Below are 21,359 nucleotides of genomic sequence, written 5' to 3' on the forward strand. Positions count from 1 at the left end.
ACCGGATCGGGCTTGATCCGGTTTCGGATCCGGGGCCGAAATGGCGACCCACGAATCGCATCAACAGAATGATGCTATCGTGGTTAGCGATCCGTTAAAGCCCTCGTTTTTCAAAGATTAGGCGGTGTACAGATGACCATTTACGCCTTGGGCGACAGCAAACCACAGCTTCCGCCGCAGGGCGAATACTGGGTGGCGCCAGGCGCGTCCGTAATAGGGAATGTGATTCTCCATTCCAACGCCAGTGTCTGGTTCGGCGCCGTGCTGCGCGGGGACAACGATCCGATCACAGTGGGGCCTGACAGCAACATTCAGGACGGCAGCGTGCTGCACACCGACATGGGTTCGCCGCTGACGCTGGGACGCGGCGTGACGGTGGGACACAAGGCCATGCTGCATGGCTGCGAGGTCGGGGACTACAGCCTGATCGGCATCGGGGCGGTGGTGCTGAACGGGGTCAAGATCGGGCGCAACTGTATCATCGGCGCCAATGCGCTGATTACCGAGGGCAAGATCATCCCGGACAACAGTCTGGTGGTGGGCCAGCCCGGCAAGGTGGTGCGGGAACGTGACCCGGCGCACATCGCCGTGCTGCAGATGTCGGCCGAACACTATGTGCAGAACTGGAAGCGGTTCGCGGCGGAGCTGCGGCCTCTATGATCGGCTGAGGATGGTTCGCGCCGCCGCCGCATCGGCGTCTATCTGGGTCTTCAGGGCGTCGAGACCGTCGAAGGTCTCCTCGCCGCGCAGCCAGACGACCAGATCAGTGTCCAGCGTCTGGCCGTAGAGGTCGCCGTCGAAGTCGAACAGCCAGACCTCCATCAGCGGGGTCTCCAGCGCATACATGGGACGCACGCCCAGGCTGGCGACGCCGTCGATCACCCGCCCGTCCGGCAATCGGCTGCGGGTCGCATAGACGCCATAGGCGGGGCGCATATAGTCGCCGAGTGCGACATTGGCCGTCGGCACGCCGATGGTGCGGCCGCGCTTGTCGCCGTGGATCACCTCGCCGCGAATAGCGAAGGGGCGGCCCAGGATGGCGGCGACGCGGGCCATGTCGCCGGCCTTCAGGGCCTCGCGCACGGCGCTGGACGACAGTTTCAGCCCGTCCGCGTCATCCAGCCGTTCGGCGACAGAAACGGTGAAGCCCAGCCGCTCGCCATAGGCGCGCAAGGCCTCGGGCGAGCCGGATCGGCCCTTGCCGAAGGTGAAGTCGAACCCGACGGCGGCGTGGCGAATGCCCAGACCCTCGGCCAGAACCCGCTCGGCGAAGGCGGAGTCGGTCATGCCGGCCATCTCGGCGTCGAAGGGCAGAAGATACAGGATCTCCACACCCAGCGGCGCTAAGGCCTCGGCCATCTGGTCGGCCGTCATCAGTCGAAAGGGCGCGGCGTCCTTCTGGAACCAGCGGCGGGGATGAGGATCGAAGCTGACGACGCCCAACGGCGCGCCCAGCCGTTCCGCCGCGTCACGTGCGCTGGCGATGACGGTCTGATGCCCGCGATGCACGCCGTCGAAGGCGCCGACGGCGACCGCCGCGCCTTTCAGCGCGTCCGGCACCTCGCGCCAGTCGCGCCAAATACGCGCAACCTGCATCAACGCTGGGACGGTTTGCGCCGGCGGGGGACGCGGACGACGGCGACGCCGTCCATGATCATGGTCTCGCCGACGAAGCCTTCGCAGCTGAGCTTGACCCGCGCGCTCTCGGGCTCGACCTCGATCACGGTGATCAGGATGCGCACGACGTCGTCGATCCGCACCGGCTGATGGAAGGCCAGGGTCTGGGAAATGTAGATCGAGCCGGCGCCCGGCAGGATGGTGCCGACCACCGCAGAGCCGAACGAGGCGCTGAGCAGGCCGTGGGCGATCCGGCCGCGATAGGCGGTCTTAGAGGCGAAGGCCTCGTCCAGATGCACCGGGTTGAAGTCGTCGGACGCCTCGGCGAACAGCCGAATGCGGTCCTCCGTCGCGACGACGATTTTCTCGGCCGCCATGCCGACGTGAAGTTCGTCCAGGATGTAACCACCGGACGGATGCTGCTGAACCAATTCGACCATGGATGAGGCTTTAGCGGCGGTGCGACAAAATGGCGAGCCTTACCAGTTCAGTTCGAGCGCGGCGTATCGCGCATAGGTCGTTTCCGCCTTCAGCAGAGCGGCGGCGCGGGCCGGGTCGAGCGCGCCGTCTTCGCCCTTGGCCTGGTCGCCGTGGATGCCTTGGGCGATGAACAGGCAGTCGAGCCCTTGCGCGTTTGCGCCCATCACGTCGGTGACGACGCCGTCGCCGATGCACAGGATGCGCGAGCGATCGACGGGGCGGCCCAGCAGGCCTTTCGCCTCCTTGATCGCCAGATCATAGATCGGGGCGAAGGGCTTGCCCGCCATCACGACCCGGCCGCCCTGCGATTCATAAAGGTCGGCCAGCGATCCGCCGCAGTAGATCAGCTGGTCGCCGCGCTGCACGACGCGGTCGGGATTGGCGCAGATCAGTTCGATGTCGCGTGCGGCGCCAACGGCGAATCGCTCACGGTAGTCTTCGGGCGTTTCGACTGTGTCGTCGACCGGGCCGGTGACGGAGATGAAGGCGGCGTCCTCAGGCGACGCGGCGCGCTCGAGGCCAAGACCCGCGTACAGCGGCGCGTCACGTTCGGGGCCGACGATCCAGGCCGGGCCGGGCGCGCGCTTGGCCAGTTCGGCGCGGGTCGCATCGCCGGAGGTGACGAAGGCCTTCCATGCCTCACGCGGCACGCTCAGCTCATCCAACTGAGCGATCACGTCCGACGCTGGACGGGGCGAGTTGGAGATCAGCACGACATGGCCGCCCTCGCGGTTGAACCGCGTCAGCGCCTCGCACGGGCCAGCCCAGCTTTCGCGCCCATTATGGATCACGCCCCAGACGTCGCAGAGCAAGATGTCATAATCGCCGGCAACGGCGCCGAGGTGGGGCAGGGCGTGGGGGAGGTTCATGGGACTTTGGTAGCCGCTACGACGCAGAGGCGAAAGTCTCCTCCCCATGAAATGGGGAGGGGGACCGCGAAGCGGTGGAGGGGTCCTGAAACTGGCTCGGCGCCTGTTGTGGGGGAAGAACCCCTCCGTCGCGGCGCGAAGGGGCACCGCGCCACCTCCCCGCAAAGCGGGGAGGAGACGGGACAGTGGCTCTAGTAGCGCCTGCGCTGCTCGGCGCTGCGCAGGGTGGAGCGCAGGAACTCGGCCGGGGGGTCGGTCTCAGCCAGGACCTGTTCCTTGATGGCGCGGGGTTCGCCGAACAGGTGGCCCTGGCCCATTCCCACGTCCAGTTCGAGGATGTCGACGACCTGGCGTTCGTTCTCGACCTTTTCGGCGATGACCTCGACGCCGTAGCGGCGGGTCAGGGCGGCGAAGTCGGCGGCCTGGATGTCGGGCATGGAGCGCAAGGGGGCGCCGCCGTCCAGGTCCAGCAGTTGTTCGATCATCAGGTCGGCCGCGACCTTGATGAACTTGACGTCCGAGCGTTGCAGATCGGCGAAGTCGAGATTCAGCGTCTGCACCTTATCCAGCGAGAAGCGGAAGCCCAGGTCGGCTAGCTTGGCCATGTTGCGCGCCTCGATAGCGCCGCGGGCGTCGAAGGTGGCCTGACCCAGTTCGAAGATCAGCGCCTGGTTCAGGTCGCGGTTCTCGCTGAGGAAGTCCAGGAACTGTGGGAAGAAGGTCTCGTCGCCCAGCGAGGTCAGGGCCACGTTGCAGAAAACGCCGACCTTGCGATCCTGACGCGCCAGCCGCCGCACGATCTGGGCGCAGCGGAACAGCAGCAGATTGTCGATCGCCGGCACCAGGCCCTCGCCCTCGGCCAGGGACAGATATTCCGCCGGCATCATGACGCGGTCGGTGGCGTCGCGCAGCCGGGTGAAGCTCTCGTAGAAGATGGTTCGGCGCTGGGGCAGGGAGACGACCGGCTGAAGATACAGATCGACGCGCCCTTCGCTGAGCGCTTCGTGGATGGTGCGCAGCAGAACGTTGGACTGAGCCATGCGGCGGCCCTCGAAAGTCTCCACGCCGATATGCGGAGCGGCGGCCAGGCGCTCGTCGATGCTTTCGCTCATCTGCTGGACCAGCGATTCTAGCATCCGGACCTCGCCGGTCAGGGCGTCGGTGTCGGACAGGACGCCGGTCTCGATGGCGTGCGCCAGTTCGGTCAGGGCGCCCTGGGTCGACTCCATCGCATCGGCGAGCAGGCGGTGGGCCTCGCGGACCTGGCCGATCTCCTTTTTGAGGACGCGACGCTCGGCGATGCCGGTGACGATGCCGTGGAAGGCGCCCAACAGCCCAAGTGCGCCGAGCATTCCGGCCACGCCTGCGCCGATCCCCAGGCCCGCGCGCCACAGGAAGGCGCCCACGGTCATGCCAAGGAACAGATAGGCGAAGTAGAGAAAGCCCGTTGTTACGTTGCGCATCGGCTGGCGGTCGGCCACTCCCGGATGGAATCGCCTGAGTATCAGGCTATCAATGTCATTCGGCTAGAGCGGGGCTGCAAATATCCCCGCCAAACCTACGGGAAACGCAATGGAACTGTTCGATCTGACCGGCAAGGTCGCAATCATCACCGGCTCGTCGCGGGGAATCGGCAAGGCCATCGCCGAACGGCTGGCCGAACATGGCGCCAAGGTCGTCATCTCGTCGCGCAAGGCCGGGCCGTGCGACGAGGTCGCCGCCGAGATCAACGGCAAATATGGGGAGGGTCGGGCCATCGCGGTGCCGGCCAACATCGCCTCGAAGGAAGATCTTCAGCGGCTGGTCGACGAGACAAACGCCGTCTTCGGCCAGATCGACATCCTGGTGTGCAATGCCGCGACCAATCCGTACGCCGGGCCGATGGCGGGCATCGCCGACGACCAGTTCGAGAAGATACTGCAGAATAACGTCATCTCGAACCACTGGCTGATCCAGATGGTCGCGCCGCAGATGGTGGAGCGGAAAGATGGGGCGATCCTGGTCATCTCGTCCATCGGAGGGCTTCGCGGCAACGCCCTGATCGGCGCCTACAATATCTCCAAGGCGGCGGACATGCAGCTGGTGCGCAATCTGGCGGTGGAGTGGGGGCCGTCGAACGTGCGGGTCAACTGCATCGCGCCCGGGCTGGTTCAGACCGATTTCGCCAAATATCTGTGGGAGAATCCGGAGCTGCTGAAACAGGTCACCGAACCGGCGCCGCTGAAAAGGATCGGTCAGCCCGATGAAATCGCGGGCACGGCGGTCTATCTGTGCAGCCCTGCGTCGGCCTATGTGACCGGCCAGACCCTTGTGGTGGACGGTGGATTGACGATTGCCTGGTGAAGACACGCGCTCAAGCAGCCCGAAGGGCGGTAGCGCAAAAGATTGGAAGCAGGATTTTGCATGGCGCCTGGAGGCCTTCGGCTTTCAGGCGCTGTTCGGCTTTCTGCGCCTGCTGGGCGTCGAGCGGGCGTCGGGGTTGGGCGGCTGGCTGCTGCGCACGCTGGGGCCGCTGACCGGCACGCAGAAGACGGTAATGCGCAACCTGCGGATCGCCTTTCCTGACATGCCGGCAGACGAGCGCGAGGCGCTGGCCTTGGCGCAATGGGATCAGACGGGCCGGACCTTCGCCGAACTGGCGGTCATGGATCATCTGACGCCCGAAGGCGGGCGGGTCGAGGTGGTCGGGATGGAGCGGCTGCACGCCCTGCGCGACAGCGGCAAGCCGGCCGTTTTGATCTCGGGCCATCTGGCCAACTTCGAGGTGATGGCGGCGGTGATCATGGCCTCGGGCGTGCCGTGTCAGGTGACCTATCGCGCCGCCAATAATCCGTACGTCGACGCCCTGATCCGCCAGAGCCGGGAGCGTTACGGCATCCGCCTGTTCGCGCCCAAGGGCGACGGGACGCGCGAACTGATGGCGGGGATGAGGCGCGGCGATTCCATCGCCCTGTTGGTCGATCAGAAATACAATCAGGGGCCAGAGGTGGAGTTCTTCGGTCAGCCGGTGAACGCCTCGCCTGGGGCGGCCAGGCTGGCGTTGAAGTTCGACACGGTCATGCTGCCGCTGTCGGTGGTGCGCCTGCCGGGCGTGCGGTTCCGGGTGACGGCGCACGAGCCAATCGTGGTCAGCCAGAGCGAGGACAAGGCGGCCGATACGCTGGCCGGCATCCAGGCCGCCAATCGCTTCGTCGAGGACCGGGTGAAAGAGCATCCGGTGGACTGGTTCTGGGTCCACAAGCGTTGGCCGGACAAGGTTTATGCGGCGTTGGACCGCGAGGCGTCCGATCCTCGACGGTAAGGCCCGGCGTAGTCCGGCGTATCGCGACGCCGACGGCAGGGCCCGATATAGCCATCGGCCTTGATGAGGGGGCGGGGCTTCATGATGACGGCGTTCAGCCGATCCAGCACGGCCTTGGCGGTGATCGGCTTGACGATGAACTCGGTCACCCCGGCGTCGCGGGCCTCGTAGACGCGGCTGCGTTCGGAATGGCCGGTCATCATGATGATCGGCAGAAACGGATTGGGGCTGTCGGGGCTGGTGCGGACGAGGCGGGTGAACTCGACCCCGTCCAGCGGGAACATGTTGAAATCGACGATGGCCAGATCGATCGCGTGGCGACGCAGCAAATCGAAAGCCGTCGCGCCTTCGGACGCCTCATAGACGTTGCGGATGTCGGCCGAATGCAGCACGGCTGACGCGATGGCGCGCATATTCTGATTGTCGTCCACAAGCAGGACGTTCAGCGATTTCAGAGAAAACATCGGGCCCCGCCAGATCTTCGATCGAGGCTAAGTGGATATGCGTAGTCTCGCAAGAGGAGCCTTTGATCAGGCTAGACTTTCTGGAACACGCGCCCCGATCATGAGTGACGGATCCAGGTTGCGATCGCGCCATTTCATGCGCCAGCACAGGTGGGGGCCGGTGGCGCGGCCGGTCATGCCGACGCGGCCCAGCGCATCGCCGCGCCGGACGCGTTGGCCCAGCGCCACGTCCAGCCGCGACTGATGCAAATAGCAGCTGATCAGGCCCTGACCGTGGTCGATCAGGGTCAGACCGCCCTCGAAATGCATGTCGGGGCGGACGAAGGCGATGCGGCCGTCGGCGGGTGCGCGGATCACGCTGCCCTGGGGGGCGGCCAGGTCGATGCCGTAGTGCGGCCGGGCGGGCGTGCCGTTCAGGACGCGCTGGGCGCCCCAGGCGCTGGAGACGCGGTAGCTCTCGAGCGGCCAGGCGAAGCCATCCTTGAAGTCGTCGGCGTCGATGCGGCTGGCGAAGCCCTCCGTCTTCAGCGCGATCTCCTGCTGGATGCGGGCCAGGAGGGCGGGATCGCTGGGCTCGACGGTCGAGGACGGCAGGCCGTTCACGCTGGTCGAGGGGAAGGCGTAGGGAGCGATGTCGAGGGTGCGCCGGGCGGACCGGCCGTCGGCGCGGGCCTCGATCTGGACGCTGGCGGAGGCGTCGCGGTCGAAGCCGATCACGAAGAGGCCGGCGGCCGAGGCGGTGGTCAGGGCCTCGCCGTCGACGAAGATCAGGGCGCGCGGCGCGGTGCGGCCGAAGGCGTAGCCGCTCTGACGCCAGGCGCCGTTCAAGGCCAGCGGCAGGGTGTTCCGGTCTTCAGCCATCAATGGCGCGGCGATCAGGCTGGCGCCCGCGCCGGTCAGCAGGGCGCGGCGCGACGGGATCATCGATCGCCTTGCTGGGCCGCGATGAACTCGGCCGGGCCGAAATAGGGCTGCTGACGGCTGGGGCTCCAGTAGCGGAGGACTTCCAGCGGGATCGGTTTGTCCGTCACGGCGCAGCGCACGAAGCGGCCGGGCTTCAAGACGGCGAACTCGCCGTCGCCATAGTGAAGCACGGCCTGATCTGCGGCGATTTTGTCCATGAGCAGACGATAGCGGGCGGCGCGCGGCGCGGAAAGGGGCTCAGGGCGCCGCCACCGCATCCGTGATCGGGCCGTCCGCAGCTGCGGGTCGGATCGCGCCAGCGGCGGGCGGCTTCGGCTTGCCGCCCATCCGGTCGGTGAACAGGAAGACGAAGGGGTTCAGCGAGATCGACAGCAGGGCGGCGGCCAGGATCAGGTCGTGAGTCTCGCGGCTCATGGCGCCCAGCGACACGCCCAGCGCGGCCAGGATGAAGGAGAACTCGCCGATCTGGGCCAGGGACGCGGCGACGGTGAAGCCGGTCGGCCGATCCAGCTTGAAGGTCTTGGTGATGATCAGGGCCGCGACCGACTTGCCGACGATGACGATGCCCAGCACACCCAGGACTGCCCACGGCTGGCGCACCACGATCATCGGGTCGAACAGCATGCCGACCGAAACGAAGAACAGCACCGCGAAGGCGTCGCGCAGCGGCAGGGACCGCTCGGCCGCATTGTGACCCAGGGGCGAGGCGTTCATCACCAGACCGGCCAGGAAGGCGCCCAGCGCGAAAGAGTGGAACAGGAAATAGGCCAGCCAGGCGATGCCCAGGGCGATGGCCAGGACGCCCAGGGTGAAGAGCTCGCGCGACTTGGTGTGGGCGATGCGGATCAGCAGCCAGGGGATGACCTTGCCGCCGACGACCAGCATGCCGACCACGAACAGCACGACCTTGAGCAGGGTCAGGCCGACGTCGGTCCCCAGTGCGGCGAAGTCCGTCTGGGTTCCGGCAGGGACCAGCACCATGGGCAGCATGACCAGGGCGATGACGATGACCAGATCCTCGACGATCAGCCAGCCCACGGCGATGCGGCCGATCTCGCCCTTGACCTGTTTACGCTCCTCCAGCGCCCGCAGCAGGACGACGGTCGAGGCGACGGACAAGGCAAAGCCCATCAGCAGGGCCTCGACATCGCCCAGGCCCAGCACGAACCGGCCGAGCCCCCAGCCCAGCACGGTGGCGACGCCGATCTGAACCAGGGCGCCGGGGATGGCGACCTTTCGGACCTGCATCAGATCCGTGGGCGAGAAGTGCAGGCCGACGCCGAACATCAGCAGGATGACGCCGATCTCGGCCAGCTGCGGGGCCAGTTCGGTGTCGGCGACGAAGCCGCCCGTATAGGGGCCGACGATCACGCCCGCGACCAGATAGCCGACCAGGGGCGACAGTTTCAGCCGATGCGCCAGCATGCCGAACACGAAGGCGAGGACGAAGCCCCCGACCAGGGTGAGAATCAGGCTGTCGGCATGCGGCATCAGGGCTCCTGTCGCGAGCGAAGGTGGGATTTGGGTAGGCTTTGCAGTTGGGGCGCGAGGGGCGGTTTGACAAGATGACGCGGTGTCGCGCGGGACGGAAAACGGCTTTGTCTTCGCGGCGTTCGGCCTGCGAAGTTTGGAGGGCTGGGCGGAGCGCCGGGCCTTCGCCCGGAGTGTGAGTTTGTAAGTACCGTTTCGACGAAGGGTGTGACGCTCCGCGCGGGTGGTTGGCCTGCAGGCTCGGGGCGCCGAGCGGTGGCGGTCTTATCGCCTAACCCCATAAGCCTGCGACGGGCGGGTCGGAGCAGCGATCCCCGATCCCCGGTTCGGCCGAGTATCCCCCTCGACCCTGCGACGCGACTGCGGACGCCGGGGCGATTCCCCGACCGATCAGTCCCGGCGCCGCCGCGATGGGATTTCACCACCGCCCCCGTTCCCTCCGCTCCCGCCGCCGCAAGGTCGCAGGCCAGGCGAGCCCTCCAAGCGACGAGACAGATGCATTATGGGGCTGTTTAACCCCGTGGATGGGAGACGGGGGACATAAATCGGCAAGCGGTTGAAATCGCTGCGGATGGACCAGCGGCATTGCGATGGCTGAGCATCGTCTCCTCCCCATGAAATGGGGAGGTGGCTCGAAGCGCAGCGGAGAGACGGAGGGGCTCTTCAGCGAATCCCCGACCTCTGTGGGGCTTCAAGAACCCCTCCACCGCTTCGCGGTCCCCCTCCCCACAAGTGGGGAGGAGACTTTGCTGCGATCAGGCGTGCGTCTGGTCCCAATACCGAACCGCATCGGCGTCGCGGGCCGAGAGGTCGGGATAGGCGGGGTCGGAGCCGACGTCGGGGACCCGGCGCCAGGAGCGGGCGCATTTCGGGTTGTCGGCGACAGCGACCGTGACCGAGATGGTTTCGCCTTCGACAAGATCGGCGCCCGAGGTGCGGAAGATCTCGGCAGCGTCGAGGCCTTCGAACGGGGCGAAGGCGGAGGCCGGTGCGGTGACGGTCGGCCACGCGTCAAGGGCGCCGCCGATCAGCTTCTCGCGGCGGGCGGCTTCAAGCGATTCATTGACCACTTCGAGAACCGTATTGATCGCCGCCCAACGCTCGGCCTCGGCCGGATTACGCCATTCCGCCGGAGTGTCGGGGATGACCCGCGCGCAGTTGGAGCCGGCGTCGGGGAAGCGCGTGGTCCAGGCCTCTTCCATCGTGAAGGGCGTCAGCGGGGCCAGCCAGGCGGTGAGGCGCATGAAGACCTCGTCCATCACCGTGCGGGCGGCGCGACGGCGCAGGCTGTCGGGGCGGTCGCAGTACAGGGCGTCCTTGCGGATGTCGAAATACAGGGCCGACAGGTCGCCGGCGCAGAACTCCAACACCGGACGGACGACGTCCTGGAAGCGGTATTCGGCGTAGGCGGCGCGGACCTGGGCGTCGAGTTCGTGCAGGCGGTGCAGGATGAACCGCTCCAGCGGCGGCATCTGGTCCAGCGGCAGGCGTTCGGCCTCGTCGAAATCGGCCAGGGCGCCCAGCAGGTAGCGGACGGTGTTCCTGAGCTTGCGATAGGCGTCGACCGTGGTCTGCAGGATCTGTTTGCCGATCCGCTGGTCGTCCGAATAATCGACCAGGGCGACCCACAGGCGCAGGATGTCGGCGCCGGACTCCTTAATGATGGTCAGAGGGTCGGTCGTATTGCCCTTGGACTTGGACATCTTCTCCCCCTTTTCGTCGAGGGTGAAGCCGTGGGTCAGGACCGCCTTGAACGGGGCGCGGCCGCGCGTGCCGCAGCCTTCCAGCAGGGACGACTGGAACCAGCCGCGGTGCTGGTCGGAGCCTTCCAGGTAGAGATCGGCGGGCCAGTGGGCGGGACGGTCGCCGGTGTAGCCGTTTTCCGTCAGGCGCGGGTCCAGCGTGAAGGCATGAGTCGAGCCGGAATCGAACCAGACGTCCAGGATATCCTCGACCTTTTCGTAGCGGGCCGGGTCGTGGGCGCCCAGGAAATCGCTGTCGGGCGCGGTGAACCAGATGTCGGCGCCGTGTTCGGCGACGGCCGCGACGATGCGGGCGTCGACCTCGGGGTCATGCAGGGGCTGGCCCGTCTGTTTGTCGATGAACATGGCGAGCGGCGTGCCCCAGGCGCGCTGGCGGCTGACCAGCCAGTCGGGACGGCCCTCGACCATCGAGCGGATGCGGTTCTTGCCGGCGACGGGATGGAATGCGGTGGCGTCGATGGCGTTCAGCGCCGTCTCGCGAAGGGTGTCGCCGCTCTTCAGCGGCCCCCCTTCCAGCGGAGTGTCCATGCGGATGAACCACTGGGGGGTGTTGCGGAAGATGATCGGGGCCTTGGAGCGCCAGCTGTGCGGATAGGAGTGCTCCAGCCGCCCGCGCGCCAACAGATTGCCGGCCTCGATCAGCTTTTCCATCACCGCGCCGTTGGCGGGACCGAACTTGCCGGTCTTCTTGCCTTCGGTTTCCAGCACCTTCAGGCCCGCGAACAGGGGGACGCCGGGGTAGTAGGCGCCGTCTGGATCGACGGTGTCGGGCACTTCGTGATGACCGTGGGCCTTCCAAACCTCGAAGTCGTCGGCGCCGTGGCCGGGCGCGGTGTGGACGAAGCCGGTGCCGGCGTCGTCGGTGACGTGATCGCCGGCGAGCAGGGGCACGGAGAAGCCGTAGCCGCTGTCGAGCGCGGCCAGCGGGTGGGCGGTCTCCAGGCCCGAAGGATTGATGTCATAGACGCGGGTCCAGGCGGCGATCTTGGCGGCCTTGAACACCTCCTCGGCCAGCTTGTCGGCCAGGATCAGGCGGTCGCCGGGCTTGGCCCAGGGCGCGAACTCCAGGCCTTCCTCCATGGCCGTGACCTCATACAGGCCATAGGCGATCTCGGGGCCGTAGGAGATGGCGCGGTTGGCCGGGATGGTCCAGGGCGTGGTCGTCCAGATGACGATGGACGGGGTGCTGGAGCGGAAGGCCAGCAGGTCGTCGGGATGGTCGTCCGACATGGCCGTGACCGGGAACTTGACCCAGATCGTCGGACTGACGTGGTCGTGATACTCGATCTCGGCGTCGGCCAAGGCTGTGCGCTCGACCGGCGACCACATGACGGGCTTGGAGCCGCGATAGAGCTGGCCCGAGTTCTTGAACTTGTGGAACTCGGCGACGATGGCGGCTTCAGAGGTGAAGTCCATGGTGGCGTAGCGGTTGGCGAAGTCGCCGACGATGCCCAGCCGGTGGAACTGGTCCTTTTGCAGGTCGATGTATTTGCCGGCGTATTCCCGGCAGGCGCGGCGGAACTCGTCCTTGGACACCTCGTCCTTGCGGCGGCCCTTGGCGCGGAACTGCTCCTCGATCTTCCACTCGATCGGCAGGCCGTGGCAGTCCCAGCCGGGGACGTAATCGACATCGTAACCCAGGAGGAACCGGCTGCGGACCACGAAGTCCTTCAGCGTCTTGTTCAGGGCGTGGCCGATGTGGATGTCGCCGTTGGCGTAGGGCGGGCCGTCGTGAAGAACGTAGAGGGGGGCGTTCTGCTTCTGCCGCTCGGCGCGCAGGGTCCCGTAGAGGTCGCCCCACTGTTCCAGAATGACCGGCTCCTTCTGGGGCAGGCCGCCGCGCATGGGGAAGGGGGTCTCGGGCAGGAAGACGGTGTCGCGATAGTCGCGGGCGGTGGATTCAGAGGTGTTTTCGGGGGCGTCGGCCATGGGTCGTCTCGGCGTCTTGAAAATTATGTCGCTGTTCTCTTCGCCCTATCGCGCTTCGCGCTGCTTGAGGGCTGTCGATCCCGGCGTGCACGGGGCCATGCGGCCCAGGAGCGCTACGCCGGGCGGCTAATCGAAATCAGGCGAATGGAGACGCGGACGGTCATTGTGCGGGCGGTCTAGCAGACGGATGCGGCATTGCGCCATCCCGAAGCGCAGGCCTCATCAACGGAAACGAAAGGCTTTTGCGGTTTTGTGACGGGAGGATCGGCCGGAATCTTGTTCGGCCGACACGATATTCGCTTGGGAGTTCCCGCCGATGCGGCTGCGGATCACGAAATGGATGCTGGGCCTGGCGGCCGGTCTCGCCGTCTCGGCGGGCGCCGGAGCCGCGCTGGCGCAATGCACATCCGGCTGCCAGCCGCCGCCCTGCACCTCGTGCGAGCCGCCGCCTCCGCCCGAGCCGCCGCCTTGCAACGGCGGTGGAAACTGCGGTCCTGGCGGCGGTGGAAACTGGAACGGCAACATCAACACAAACGTCAATGTGAACGTGAACCTTGGCGCGAGCGCCAATGCGAACGCGGGCGCCGGGGCCAACGCCAACTCGGGCGCGCGGTCCTACGTCAATGCGCGGGCCGGCGGCTTCTCGGGCAGCTTCGGCGGAGGCGGCGGCGCGGCCTATGTCAGCGTGGATCAGCCCTATCCGACCACCATCCAGGGCCTGGCCGTCGAGGGCGTGATCGCCCAGACCGTGCGCACACCCTACAGCGCATTCCGCAGCATGATGAAGCGGGTCGTCATCCAGGCCGTCTGCATCGACGACCGCCAGGTGCCGCACCCCGCCTCGCAGGTGCGGCCGGATCGCGAGATCGCCGAAGGGTTCGAGGGCGAGCTGTATCGCTGCCTGTCGGGCACCTGGCTGCAGGCGACCATCGCCGACTACAACGGCGACATCAGCTTCGATCACGGCACGACCCTGACCTGCCGCAAGCATGAGGCGCTGTGGTACGGGACGGGCGGCAAGCTGGAATGCCGGCCCGAGAAGCCCGAGCGGGATTGCAACGAGCGTTCGCTGCTGCGTCGCTACGGCGCCGGGATCAAGATCCTGACGATGTATCGCGAAGAGGAATACACCGAATACCGCGAGGAACAGGTCGAGAGCGCGACCGTGCTGACCGGGGTGATCACCCTGGACGGCGGCGTCGGCGGCCGGGTCTTCTGAACCGGACCTAAACACGCCCGTTCAGCCGCCGATCAGGCGGGACATGAGATAAGGCGACCGTCGGCTCTCCGTCGACGATCCTGACGACTGGCCCCGGTTCGCGAGAGCCGGGGCCTTTTTCGTGGGCGTTACTGGGCCGCCGGTTGAGCGGTGACGGTGGCGCGCCAGGCGCTGTCGGCCTTCAGATACTGGCGAGCCAGGGCCTGAAGGTCGGCGGCGGTGACGGCTTCCAGGGTGGCGATCTGGTTGCGGGTCTGGTCCAGCGTCGCCGGATCGCTCTGGGCCTGCGACAGTTGGGTCAGCCAATAGCCGTTGTCGGCCATGCTGCGACGGATGCGCTCGACGGCCGGGCGACGGGCGCGGTTCAGTTCGTCCTCGCTGATCGGATTGTCGCGCAGGTCGGCGGCGATGGCGTCCACCGTCTCGAACAGCTTGGGCAGTGCGGCCGGCGGGGTTTCCGCAGTCACCGAGATGAAGCCGTAGCCCGGATAGGTGTCCGAGGCGGTCGAGCCGGCGCTGGGCGAATAGGCCAGGCCCTGCTTCTCACGGATTTCGTCGTTCAGGCGCAGTTGCAGCACGTCCGACAGGATCGACAGCTGACGCGCGGTCTTGCGATCTTCAACCTGGTCGGTGGTCGGCCAGGCGACGAAGCCCAGCGCCTGTTCGGCGGGGCCGGTGTGATACAGCTGGACCGGCGTAGCGGTCGGGGCGGGGAACTTGCGCACCGTCGAGCCGGCGGGCGGTGTGGGCACCTGACCGCGCGAGGGCAGGGCGCCGAAGGTCGAGCCGACGGCGGCCATGACCGCGTCGACGTCGACGTCGCCGACGACGGTGATCTCGACCGGACCCTGGGCCAGGGCCGAGCGAACGCCGGAGCGGATGTCGTCGATCTGGATCGCGGCGATCTGTTCGGCCGTCGGGGTCGTCTCACGCGCGTCGCCGCTGGCCAGCAGGCCCGAGGCGTCGCGTTGGAAGACGCCGCGCGGCGTGGCGCCCAGCTGGGCCAGGATCTGCGGGAACATGGCCTTGGTCTGTTCGAACGAGGCGCCGCGCAGACCCGGATCGGTGAGATAGGCGGCCAAGACCTGAAGCTCCAGCTGGAGATCGGCGGGCTTGGTGGCGCCGGCGAAGATGTAGGCGTCGCCGGCCTGATTGACAGCGGCGCTGTAGGTGCGTCCGCTGAGGACGCGGTTCATCTCGTCCAGGCTGAGCTTGCCCAGACCGCCGGGGGCCAGGACGGTGCTGGCCATCGACAGGGGCGACAGGGTGTCGGCAGGCAGGCCCAGTTCGCCAAGACCGGTGCGGGCGCTGACCAGAATCTGATCGGCGCGGAAGTCGGTCTTCTTGATGTTCAGCAAGGTGCCGTTCGGGAAGCGAACCAGGGTCGCACCCAGGTCTGCGACTTCGGAACGGGCGGCGGGGACCGCCGGGGCGCCGAAGCTGTCATAGGGCCATTTCAGTTCAGCCTCGGCGGCTCGGGCCTGCACCGGAGTGTTACGCGAGGCTTCCAGCGCGGCGGTGACGGCGGCCTCGCCGCCCTCGACCGGGACGGGGGAGCTGAACAGAAGCAGCGGGCCCTGGCCCTCGAACACCGCCTTGGTCGCCTGATTGACCTGGTCGACGGTCAGGCCTTCGACAGCCTTGTTGAAGAGATCGAGATTGGTCTGTGGCGAGCTGAAGACCTGGTCGTCGTTGACGGCGCCCAGGAGGCCGGTCGCCAGGGCCGGGGTCGAACGGGTCGCGGCTGAGGCCACGGCGTTCTGAAGCGCGGTGCGGGTGTTGATGATCTCGCGCTGAAGCTCGGCGTCGCTGACGCCGTATTCGGCCAGACGACGGCTTTCCTGCTCGACGCTTTCCAGCGCACGCTGCCAGCCGCCGGGATTGAAGGCGACCGACAGGGTGCCGGCGTCCAGGCTGTCGAACAGCGACTGATAGCCGGCGCCGGCGCCGATGAAGGGCGGGTTGTCGGCGCGGGCGATCTCGCCCAGGCGACGGTTCAGCACGGCCAGACCCAGGCCGCGACGGACGTCGGCGGCGCGCTCGGCGGCCGTGTCGGGGCTGAGGTCCGGGGCCTTGATCCAGTTGATCTGGATGGAGGACTGAATGCCCGGCTCGACCAGGATGCTGGTCTGCGGCTGACGCGGGGCGACGGTTCCCAGGTCAGGCTCCGGACCATCGGCGGCGGTCGGCTTCCAGTCGACAAAGGCCGCGCGGACCTTGGCCTCCATCGCATCCACGTCGAAGTCGCCCACGGCGATGAAGGTGGCGCGCGAGGGGCGATAGTAGGCGTCGTAGAAGTCGACGAAGCGCTGGCGCGGCGCGGTGCGGATGATGTCGAGGTCGCCGATGGGCAGGCGTTCCGACAGACGCTGGCCGGGCGCCAGAAGGCCGAGCTGGGTCTTCAGCACGCGCAGTTGCGGCGTGTCGCGGGTCCGTTCTTCGCCGACGATGACGCCGCGTTCGGAATCGATGGCATCTGGCGCCATCAGGGCCGCCGACATCATCTCACGCAGGATGTGCAGGCTGGGATCGACCGTCTCGTCCTTGGTGTTGGGCAGCTCCAGCATATAGGCGGTCTGGTCGAAGCTGGTAAAGGCGTTGGTGTCGGCGCCGAAGGCCAGACCCAGGCGTTCGAGGATGCGCAACATCTCGTTTTCCGGCACGTCCTTGGTGCCGTTGAAGGCCATGTGCTCCATGAAGTGAGCCAGACCCTTCTGATCGTCGCGCTCCATCAGCGAGCCGGCGTCGATGCGCAGACGGAATGAGGCCTGACCCGGAGGCGTCGCATTGTGCAGCAGGGCGTAGCGCATGCCGTTGGGCAGCAGCCCGTAACGGACGGCTGGATCGGCGGGGATGTCGCTGGCGGCCTGGGCCCAGGGGGCGGACGGCGCGACCTGACCGGCGGCGGCCGCAGCGGGCGGCGCAGTTTGGGCGAGAGCAGGGGCGGCGAACGCCCCGGTGGTCAGGGCCAGTCCCGAGACGGCGACAAGCAGTAGATGACGCGCAGAACGCATAGTATCACTCCGAAACCGCAACCCCCGATGGCGCGATGCCGGATGTGTAAAGTGTGCTTGCCTACGCCACAAGCGGGGCTGGCGAACCTTACCGACTTGTCATGTTCGGATCAGCCGCCGGGGCGGCTGATGTAGAAGCTGGCGCTGTTGCCGACGGCGTTGGCGCCGACCACGGCGGTGCGTCCGGACGAGACCGTGGCGTTGGTGGTCGCGGTGACATTGCCGGTGTTGGTCTGGTTGTTGTTGACGTTGACGTCTCCGCCGCACTGGGAACAGGCATAGCCCGTCACCGCATTGCCGACGGCGTCGGAGCCGACATAGGCGTCATAGCCATTGACGCCGACATAGGTCGCGTTGGCCTCGACTCCGCCGGTGTTCAGCTGGGTGTTGTCCAGCTTCAGATAGATGTCGTTGTTGCCGGCGACCGTCTCGTTGGCGACGCTGCGGGCCGCCAGAACCGTCTGGCCCTGGAGGTTGGTCTGGACGCGGGCGTCGGCGCGGACGCGGCCGGCGTTGGCCTGGTCCGTCTGGATCAGCATGGAGCCGCCGGCGTTGGCGGTGATCGCCTGGTTGGCCCCGGCATTGGCGCCGACCGTCAGGTCCCAGCCGTTGTCGACATAGACATCGGTGCGCGCCTCGGTCGTCGAAGCGGCGTTCGACTGGCGGATAGCCAGATCCTGATGCGAGGCGCCAGTCGTATTGGTCTGAACCGCATTGGCGACGGCCTGGGACGAGAAGGTCGCGGGCGCGGGAATGTACTGAACGTCGGCGACGGTCTCGGCGAAGACAGTGGTCTGGGCACGCTGGTCGATGACACCGGTCAGGGACGAGGAGGGGCCGCCCAGGGCGACGGTGTTGGCGACGGCGGTGCTGGTCGCGAAACCGCCCTGCAGCACGCGGCCGTTCGGCGCCTGAACATAGGTTCCGGCCTCGACCCGGTCGCCGGTCGCGGACTGGCTCGAGTCCACGGCGAAGGTTGCGCGATCGGTGGTCACGCCGAGATAGTTGCCGCGCGCGGTCGTATCGACGCTGAGTTGGCCGTCGGCCTCTCCGTTCACGACCACATTGCTGCGGGCCACGGTGGCGCCGGTCATCAACTGGCGCGAGACCAGGCCGGCGGAGGCGGCTGTGACCCCGCCCGCAAGAGCATTGCCTTGGGCGTTTGTGCTGACGGTCACCTGATCGACGGACAGGTCGATATCCACCAGGCCGGTGACATCGCCAGTCTGCATCTGGGTGCTGGAGCAGGTTTCGCCGGCTTGCGGATCGCAGGTCGGCGTTTGCTGGGCGCTCGCCTCAGTGGCGAGTGCGGCGAACGTCGCCGTCGCGGCCATCATGCCAACGAGACGGATCGGCGCGGGTCTGGCCATTGTTGGTGTCCTGAGTGGGATAGGCCGGATAATAGCCGCCGGTCGGGCCGACCGTGGAATCGCCGAGCGGGTCGTTGGCGGGGTTCAGGCAGATTTCGGGGCCGGGCGCGCCATAGAGGTTGGCCATGAACTCGACCGTGGCCCGTTCGACCAGGGCGCGGACGGCCAACTGCGTCGGCTCCATCCCGCCCGTGCCGGCCGAGATGTCGAAAACGTTGCCGTTCAGGAAGTCGAACACGCCGGCCGAGATTTCGCGGCCGATGATCTGCTTCTGATAGGAGACGACATCGACCACCTCCAGCGTGGTCGTCTGGACCAGGCGCAGATCCATGGCGATGTTCATCACATAGACGCGGTGGTTGACGATGCCCGAGCCGGGTCGGTTGCTGTCCACCTCGCCGCCGGCGATGTCGAAGCCGCCGGAGCGAATGTTGTAGTTCACCTCGGTGATGCCGCCGACCACATAGAAGTCGGAGCCCGGCACCTGACCCGCCAGGATGCGGCGGTACTGGGTGTCCTCTGGCCCCTTGGCGTCGGGAGCCTGGTCGCCGATCAGCTTGTTGTTGGCGTAGCGCAACTCAAGCTCGGACACCGAAGTGTCGTAGCGCTCAACGATGCGGGCGCCGGCCTTGGCCAGCGCCGAGTTGGCCATCAGGGAGGCGCCGCCGGTGATCTGGCGGCCGCCGTCGGACGACACCGTGCCGGTGTAGTCGCTGATCCGGCCCACGGCCATGCGCGGCGAGGGCAGGTTGTAGCGACGCGCGTAGTCGGCCAGGCAATAGAGCGCGGCGGAATAGGGCGTGGGGTTGGCGGTCACCGGCGCATTGCCGATCGGCGTCGCATATTGTCCCGACGGACCCGCGACCGGGCTGACGCAGCCGGCGAGCAGAAGGGCGACGGCCGAGACGGCGGCGGACCCCTTTATAAGATGACGGCGGCTCATGGCAGGTTGATGTTCCCGTTCAGGGCCGTACCGGCGTTGATGGCGCCGGTGTTGGTCTGGGTCGAATTGACGATGACGGTGTTGCGGCTGCCCTGGACCACCACGTTCAGCTGATTGCCGATGGCGGTGGAGCCGCCGATGGTCGTGCCGCCGTTGCTGGACGCGCCTGCGCCGGCATAGGCCGAGGCCGCGCCGCCGGACTGGCTGGAATAGGACGAGGCGCCGGACTGGATGATGCCGTTGACGATCAGCCGATTGCCGTTGGCGTCACGCGTATAGCCGGTCGCGGCCGTATTGGCGGCCGTTCGCGCGCCGCCATAGCCCTGCTGGAAGCGCGCAGCGCCGCCCGAACCCGTCGACTGCGCGATCGCCGGCACGCTTGCAGCGGCGGCGAAAGCCATGACGGCGGTGGATACAAACAGCCTCTTGGCGGGCATTCCGGGGTTCCTCGCGCACAAACGGACGCCGGACCACGAGCGTGATCCGCACCCCAACCTGCATTAAGGTTATTAAGAAGCGCTTGATGTGACGCAGGTCACTGAGCATTTGTGGCGTCATGTCAGACGCATCCGGTCGATTCGATCCGCCGAACAGCCGCCCGGCGCGAGAGCCGATGTTCAACGTGCCGCTGGTCGTGCTGCTGATCGCGGCGTCGATGCCGACGCTCTTCTTCTTCCAGCGCGACCTGCCCGACATGGGCATGAGCATGGCCTTCGCGCCCCTTGACCTGGAGCAGGGACGGTGGGGCGGGCTGCTGACGGCCATGCTGTTGCACGGCGGCTGGACCCACGCGATCATGAATGCGGTGGCGGCGCTGGCGTTCGGGACGCCGGTGGCGCGGCTGTTCGGGACCAAGGTTGGTCCGACGGTCTTTCTGCTCTTCTATCTGGGGTGCGGCGTCTTGGCGTCGTTGGGCTATGGACTGATCCACTGGGGATCCAGCGAGCCGATGGTCGGCGCGTCCGGCGCCGTCTTCGGCCTGATCGGCGCCGCGACACGGCTGCTGGGCGGACAGGGCAGGGTGCTGCCGATGGGCGATCGCCGCGTGATCGGCGCAGCCATCACCTGGATGGCGGTCAACGCCGTGACCGGCATGATCGGCGGACTACCCGGCGCCGAAGGGGCCAGGATCGCCTGGGAGGCCCACGCGGTCGGCTTCGTCGTCGGCTTTCTGGCCATCGGTCCCTTGGGGCGGATGTTCGGAAGCGGGGCCGCGCCTGATCGCTGAGGCGCGTTGATTCCGGACGGGGGCTGAGCGATCATCGCTCCCTGAGCGGCCCTGTCGCCATTCCGGCCCTGCGGTCGTCTCTTATAGAGAGAAGGGACCGCGATGTTCGTCGCTGAAATCCTCAAGACAAAGGGAAACGCCGTCTTCTCCATCGCGCCGGATCTGACGGTGACGCGGGCGTGCGAAGAACTGGAGCAGAAGCGGGTCGGAGCGTTGGTCGTCTGTGACGGCGACCGGGTGGTCGGCGTGTTCTCCGAACGCGATGTGGTCAAGGCGCTGGCGGCCGATGGCGCCGATGCGCTGGACCGTCCCATCGCCGACTACATGACGGCCAAGGTGATCTATGCCGAACCGGCCGAGGAGATGTCGGCCTTGATGACCCGCATGACCGATCGGCGCATCCGGCATCTGCCGGTCATGCAGGCGGATCGTCTGGTCGGCGTCATTTCCATCGGCGACGTGGTGAAATGCCAGATCGCCGAACACGCCCATGAGGCCGAGAGCTTGCGGACCTATATTGCAAGCTGAGAGGGGCGCGCTGTTGGCCGATTCCGGTTTTGCGAGAAACTTCCTCCGAACTCTCAGAATCCGCTTGCTGACAAATCCGCGTCTCCGTATAGAGCCGCCTCGCTCGGAAACGGGCTGGCCGTCGGGGCCGCGGGGGTGAAGATCTCCAAGGTCCCACGGAAGAAAGAAGCGAAAAACTTCTTGCTTTCATCGGTTGGTTTAACTAGGTTCCGCGCTCCA

Annotated in this window: 19 protein-coding genes; 6 read left to right on the forward strand and 13 right to left on the reverse strand. The window is 66.9% G+C overall.

Annotated features, from left to right (window positions below; genetic code table 11):
* Positions 1-132 precede the first annotated feature (132 nt).
* Entirely contained in the window at positions 133-660 is a 528-nt protein-coding gene (locus BLR19_RS14470; protein ID WP_091752498.1) for a gamma carbonic anhydrase family protein, read from the forward strand.
* Here the strand turns inward: BLR19_RS14470 and BLR19_RS14475 are convergent.
* From BLR19_RS14475 to BLR19_RS14490, 4 genes are all read right to left on the reverse strand, one after another.
* Complete coding sequence (locus BLR19_RS14475) at positions 655-1,596, reverse strand: bifunctional riboflavin kinase/FAD synthetase (protein WP_091752500.1); 942 nt, start codon at positions 1,594-1,596, stop codon at positions 655-657. The two genes, BLR19_RS14470 and BLR19_RS14475, sit on opposite strands and share 6 nt — an antisense overlap.
* Positions 1,596-2,057, reverse strand: a complete 462-nt coding sequence (locus BLR19_RS14480; RefSeq protein WP_017506733.1) for a MaoC family dehydratase — start codon at positions 2,055-2,057, stop codon at positions 1,596-1,598. The genes BLR19_RS14475 and BLR19_RS14480 overlap by 1 nt, the downstream gene beginning before the upstream one ends.
* Before the next feature lie 39 nt (positions 2,058-2,096).
* A complete protein-coding gene (locus BLR19_RS14485) occupies positions 2,097-2,966 on the reverse strand; it encodes a TIGR01459 family HAD-type hydrolase (protein WP_091752502.1) in 870 nt (289 codons plus the stop codon).
* A 191-nt stretch (positions 2,967-3,157) separates the two neighbouring features.
* The gene (locus BLR19_RS14490; protein WP_091752535.1) at positions 3,158-4,429 is read right to left on the reverse strand and encodes a flagella assembly cyclic-di-GMP phosphodiesterase TipF; all 1,272 of its coding nucleotides are present in this window, start codon (positions 4,427-4,429) and stop codon (positions 3,158-3,160) included.
* A 109-nt stretch (positions 4,430-4,538) separates the two neighbouring features.
* Here BLR19_RS14490 and BLR19_RS14495 point away from each other — a divergent pair, with 109 nt between their 5' ends.
* Both BLR19_RS14495 and BLR19_RS14500 read left to right on the forward strand, forming a co-directional pair.
* Positions 4,539-5,309: an SDR family NAD(P)-dependent oxidoreductase gene (locus tag BLR19_RS14495; RefSeq protein WP_091752504.1), complete on the forward strand. Its 771-nt coding sequence runs from the start codon at positions 4,539-4,541 to the stop codon at positions 5,307-5,309.
* Complete coding sequence (locus BLR19_RS14500) at positions 5,299-6,267, forward strand: lysophospholipid acyltransferase family protein (protein ID WP_091752506.1); 969 nt, start codon at positions 5,299-5,301, stop codon at positions 6,265-6,267. The genes BLR19_RS14495 and BLR19_RS14500 overlap by 11 nt, the downstream gene beginning before the upstream one ends.
* Here the strand turns inward: BLR19_RS14500 and BLR19_RS14505 are convergent.
* From BLR19_RS14505 to ileS, 5 genes are all read right to left on the reverse strand, one after another.
* Positions 6,225-6,731: a response regulator gene (locus tag BLR19_RS14505; RefSeq protein ID WP_091752508.1), complete on the reverse strand. Its 507-nt coding sequence runs from the start codon at positions 6,729-6,731 to the stop codon at positions 6,225-6,227. The genes BLR19_RS14500 and BLR19_RS14505 overlap by 43 nt on opposite strands.
* Positions 6,732-6,797: 66 nt before the next feature.
* Positions 6,798-7,655: a M23 family metallopeptidase gene (locus tag BLR19_RS14510; RefSeq protein ID WP_091752510.1), complete on the reverse strand. Its 858-nt coding sequence runs from the start codon at positions 7,653-7,655 to the stop codon at positions 6,798-6,800.
* Entirely contained in the window at positions 7,652-7,852 is a 201-nt protein-coding gene (locus BLR19_RS14515; RefSeq protein ID WP_055754203.1) for a DUF2093 domain-containing protein, read from the reverse strand. The genes BLR19_RS14510 and BLR19_RS14515 overlap by 4 nt, the downstream gene beginning before the upstream one ends.
* A gap of 40 nt (positions 7,853-7,892) precedes the next feature.
* Positions 7,893-9,146 carry a cation:proton antiporter domain-containing protein gene (locus BLR19_RS14520; protein WP_091752512.1) on the reverse strand — a complete coding sequence of 418 codons (1,254 nt, stop codon included), beginning with the start codon at positions 9,144-9,146 and terminating at the stop codon, positions 7,893-7,895.
* Between the two features lie 755 nt (positions 9,147-9,901).
* Entirely contained in the window at positions 9,902-12,838 is a 2,937-nt protein-coding gene (gene ileS / locus BLR19_RS14525) for an isoleucine--tRNA ligase (RefSeq protein ID WP_091752514.1), read from the reverse strand.
* A 316-nt stretch (positions 12,839-13,154) separates the two neighbouring features.
* Here ileS and BLR19_RS14530 point away from each other — a divergent pair, with 316 nt between their 5' ends.
* Entirely contained in the window at positions 13,155-14,057 is a 903-nt protein-coding gene (locus BLR19_RS14530; RefSeq protein ID WP_153923261.1) for a hypothetical protein, read from the forward strand.
* A 128-nt stretch (positions 14,058-14,185) separates the two neighbouring features.
* Here BLR19_RS14530 and BLR19_RS14535 read toward each other — a convergent pair whose 3' ends face one another.
* The 4 genes from BLR19_RS14535 to hfaA form a co-directional block, all read right to left on the reverse strand.
* Complete coding sequence (locus BLR19_RS14535; protein ID WP_091752516.1) at positions 14,186-17,071, reverse strand: M16 family metallopeptidase; 2,886 nt, start codon at positions 17,069-17,071, stop codon at positions 14,186-14,188.
* Between the two features lie 110 nt (positions 17,072-17,181).
* Complete coding sequence (gene hfaD, locus BLR19_RS14540) at positions 17,182-18,441, reverse strand: holdfast anchor protein HfaD (RefSeq protein WP_255366713.1); 1,260 nt, start codon at positions 18,439-18,441, stop codon at positions 17,182-17,184.
* Positions 18,368-19,384 carry a holdfast anchoring protein HfaB gene (gene hfaB, locus BLR19_RS14545; protein ID WP_039247049.1) on the reverse strand — a complete coding sequence of 339 codons (1,017 nt, stop codon included), beginning with the start codon at positions 19,382-19,384 and terminating at the stop codon, positions 18,368-18,370. The genes hfaD and hfaB overlap by 74 nt, the downstream gene beginning before the upstream one ends.
* Positions 19,381-19,821: a holdfast anchoring protein HfaA gene (hfaA, locus tag BLR19_RS14550; RefSeq protein ID WP_039247052.1), complete on the reverse strand. Its 441-nt coding sequence runs from the start codon at positions 19,819-19,821 to the stop codon at positions 19,381-19,383. Before hfaA ends, hfaB begins: the two co-directional genes overlap by 4 nt.
* Before the next feature lie 119 nt (positions 19,822-19,940).
* Between hfaA and BLR19_RS14555 the strand changes: the two genes are divergently transcribed.
* Both BLR19_RS14555 and BLR19_RS14560 read left to right on the forward strand, forming a co-directional pair.
* Positions 19,941-20,612 (forward strand): rhomboid family intramembrane serine protease, encoded by a 672-nt coding sequence (locus tag BLR19_RS14555; protein WP_218119440.1) that lies wholly within the window; start codon positions 19,941-19,943, stop codon positions 20,610-20,612.
* 102 nt (positions 20,613-20,714) lie between these two features.
* Positions 20,715-21,140, forward strand: a complete 426-nt coding sequence (locus BLR19_RS14560; protein WP_091752521.1) for a CBS domain-containing protein — start codon at positions 20,715-20,717, stop codon at positions 21,138-21,140.
* Positions 21,141-21,359 lie beyond the last annotated feature (219 nt).

Source organism: Brevundimonas sp. 374 (genome assembly GCF_900102995.1).
GTDB classification, from domain to species: Bacteria; Pseudomonadota; Alphaproteobacteria; order Caulobacterales; family Caulobacteraceae; genus Brevundimonas; species Brevundimonas vesicularis_C.

Coding starts and splice junctions, on each gene's coding strand:
- BLR19_RS14520 (WP_091752512.1), bottom strand. CDS start 9,146: ATGCCGCATGCCGACAGCCTGATTCTCACCCTGGTCGGGGGCTTCGTC.
- BLR19_RS14515 (WP_055754203.1), bottom strand. CDS start 7,852: ATGGACAAAATCGCCGCAGATCAGGCCGTGCTTCACTATGGCGACGGC.
- BLR19_RS14510 (WP_091752510.1), bottom strand. CDS start 7,655: ATGATCCCGTCGCGCCGCGCCCTGCTGACCGGCGCGGGCGCCAGCCTG.
- BLR19_RS14470 (WP_091752498.1), top strand. CDS start 133: ATGACCATTTACGCCTTGGGCGACAGCAAACCACAGCTTCCGCCGCAG.
- hfaD (WP_255366713.1), bottom strand. CDS start 18,441: ATGGCCAGACCCGCGCCGATCCGTCTCGTTGGCATGATGGCCGCGACG.
- hfaB (WP_039247049.1), bottom strand. CDS start 19,384: ATGAGCCGCCGTCATCTTATAAAGGGGTCCGCCGCCGTCTCGGCCGTC.
- hfaA (WP_039247052.1), bottom strand. CDS start 19,821: ATGCCCGCCAAGAGGCTGTTTGTATCCACCGCCGTCATGGCTTTCGCC.
- BLR19_RS14535 (WP_091752516.1), bottom strand. CDS start 17,071: ATGCGTTCTGCGCGTCATCTACTGCTTGTCGCCGTCTCGGGACTGGCC.
- ileS (WP_091752514.1), bottom strand. CDS start 12,838: ATGGCCGACGCCCCCGAAAACACCTCTGAATCCACCGCCCGCGACTAT.
- BLR19_RS14480 (WP_017506733.1), bottom strand. CDS start 2,057: ATGGTCGAATTGGTTCAGCAGCATCCGTCCGGTGGTTACATCCTGGAC.
- BLR19_RS14490 (WP_091752535.1), bottom strand. CDS start 4,429: ATGCGCAACGTAACAACGGGCTTTCTCTACTTCGCCTATCTGTTCCTT.
- BLR19_RS14495 (WP_091752504.1), top strand. CDS start 4,539: ATGGAACTGTTCGATCTGACCGGCAAGGTCGCAATCATCACCGGCTCG.
- BLR19_RS14485 (WP_091752502.1), bottom strand. CDS start 2,966: ATGAACCTCCCCCACGCCCTGCCCCACCTCGGCGCCGTTGCCGGCGAT.
- BLR19_RS14555 (WP_218119440.1), top strand. CDS start 19,941: ATGTCAGACGCATCCGGTCGATTCGATCCGCCGAACAGCCGCCCGGCG.
- BLR19_RS14505 (WP_091752508.1), bottom strand. CDS start 6,731: ATGTTTTCTCTGAAATCGCTGAACGTCCTGCTTGTGGACGACAATCAG.
- BLR19_RS14560 (WP_091752521.1), top strand. CDS start 20,715: ATGTTCGTCGCTGAAATCCTCAAGACAAAGGGAAACGCCGTCTTCTCC.
- BLR19_RS14475 (WP_091752500.1), bottom strand. CDS start 1,596: ATGCAGGTTGCGCGTATTTGGCGCGACTGGCGCGAGGTGCCGGACGCG.
- BLR19_RS14530 (WP_153923261.1), top strand. CDS start 13,155: ATGCGGCTGCGGATCACGAAATGGATGCTGGGCCTGGCGGCCGGTCTC.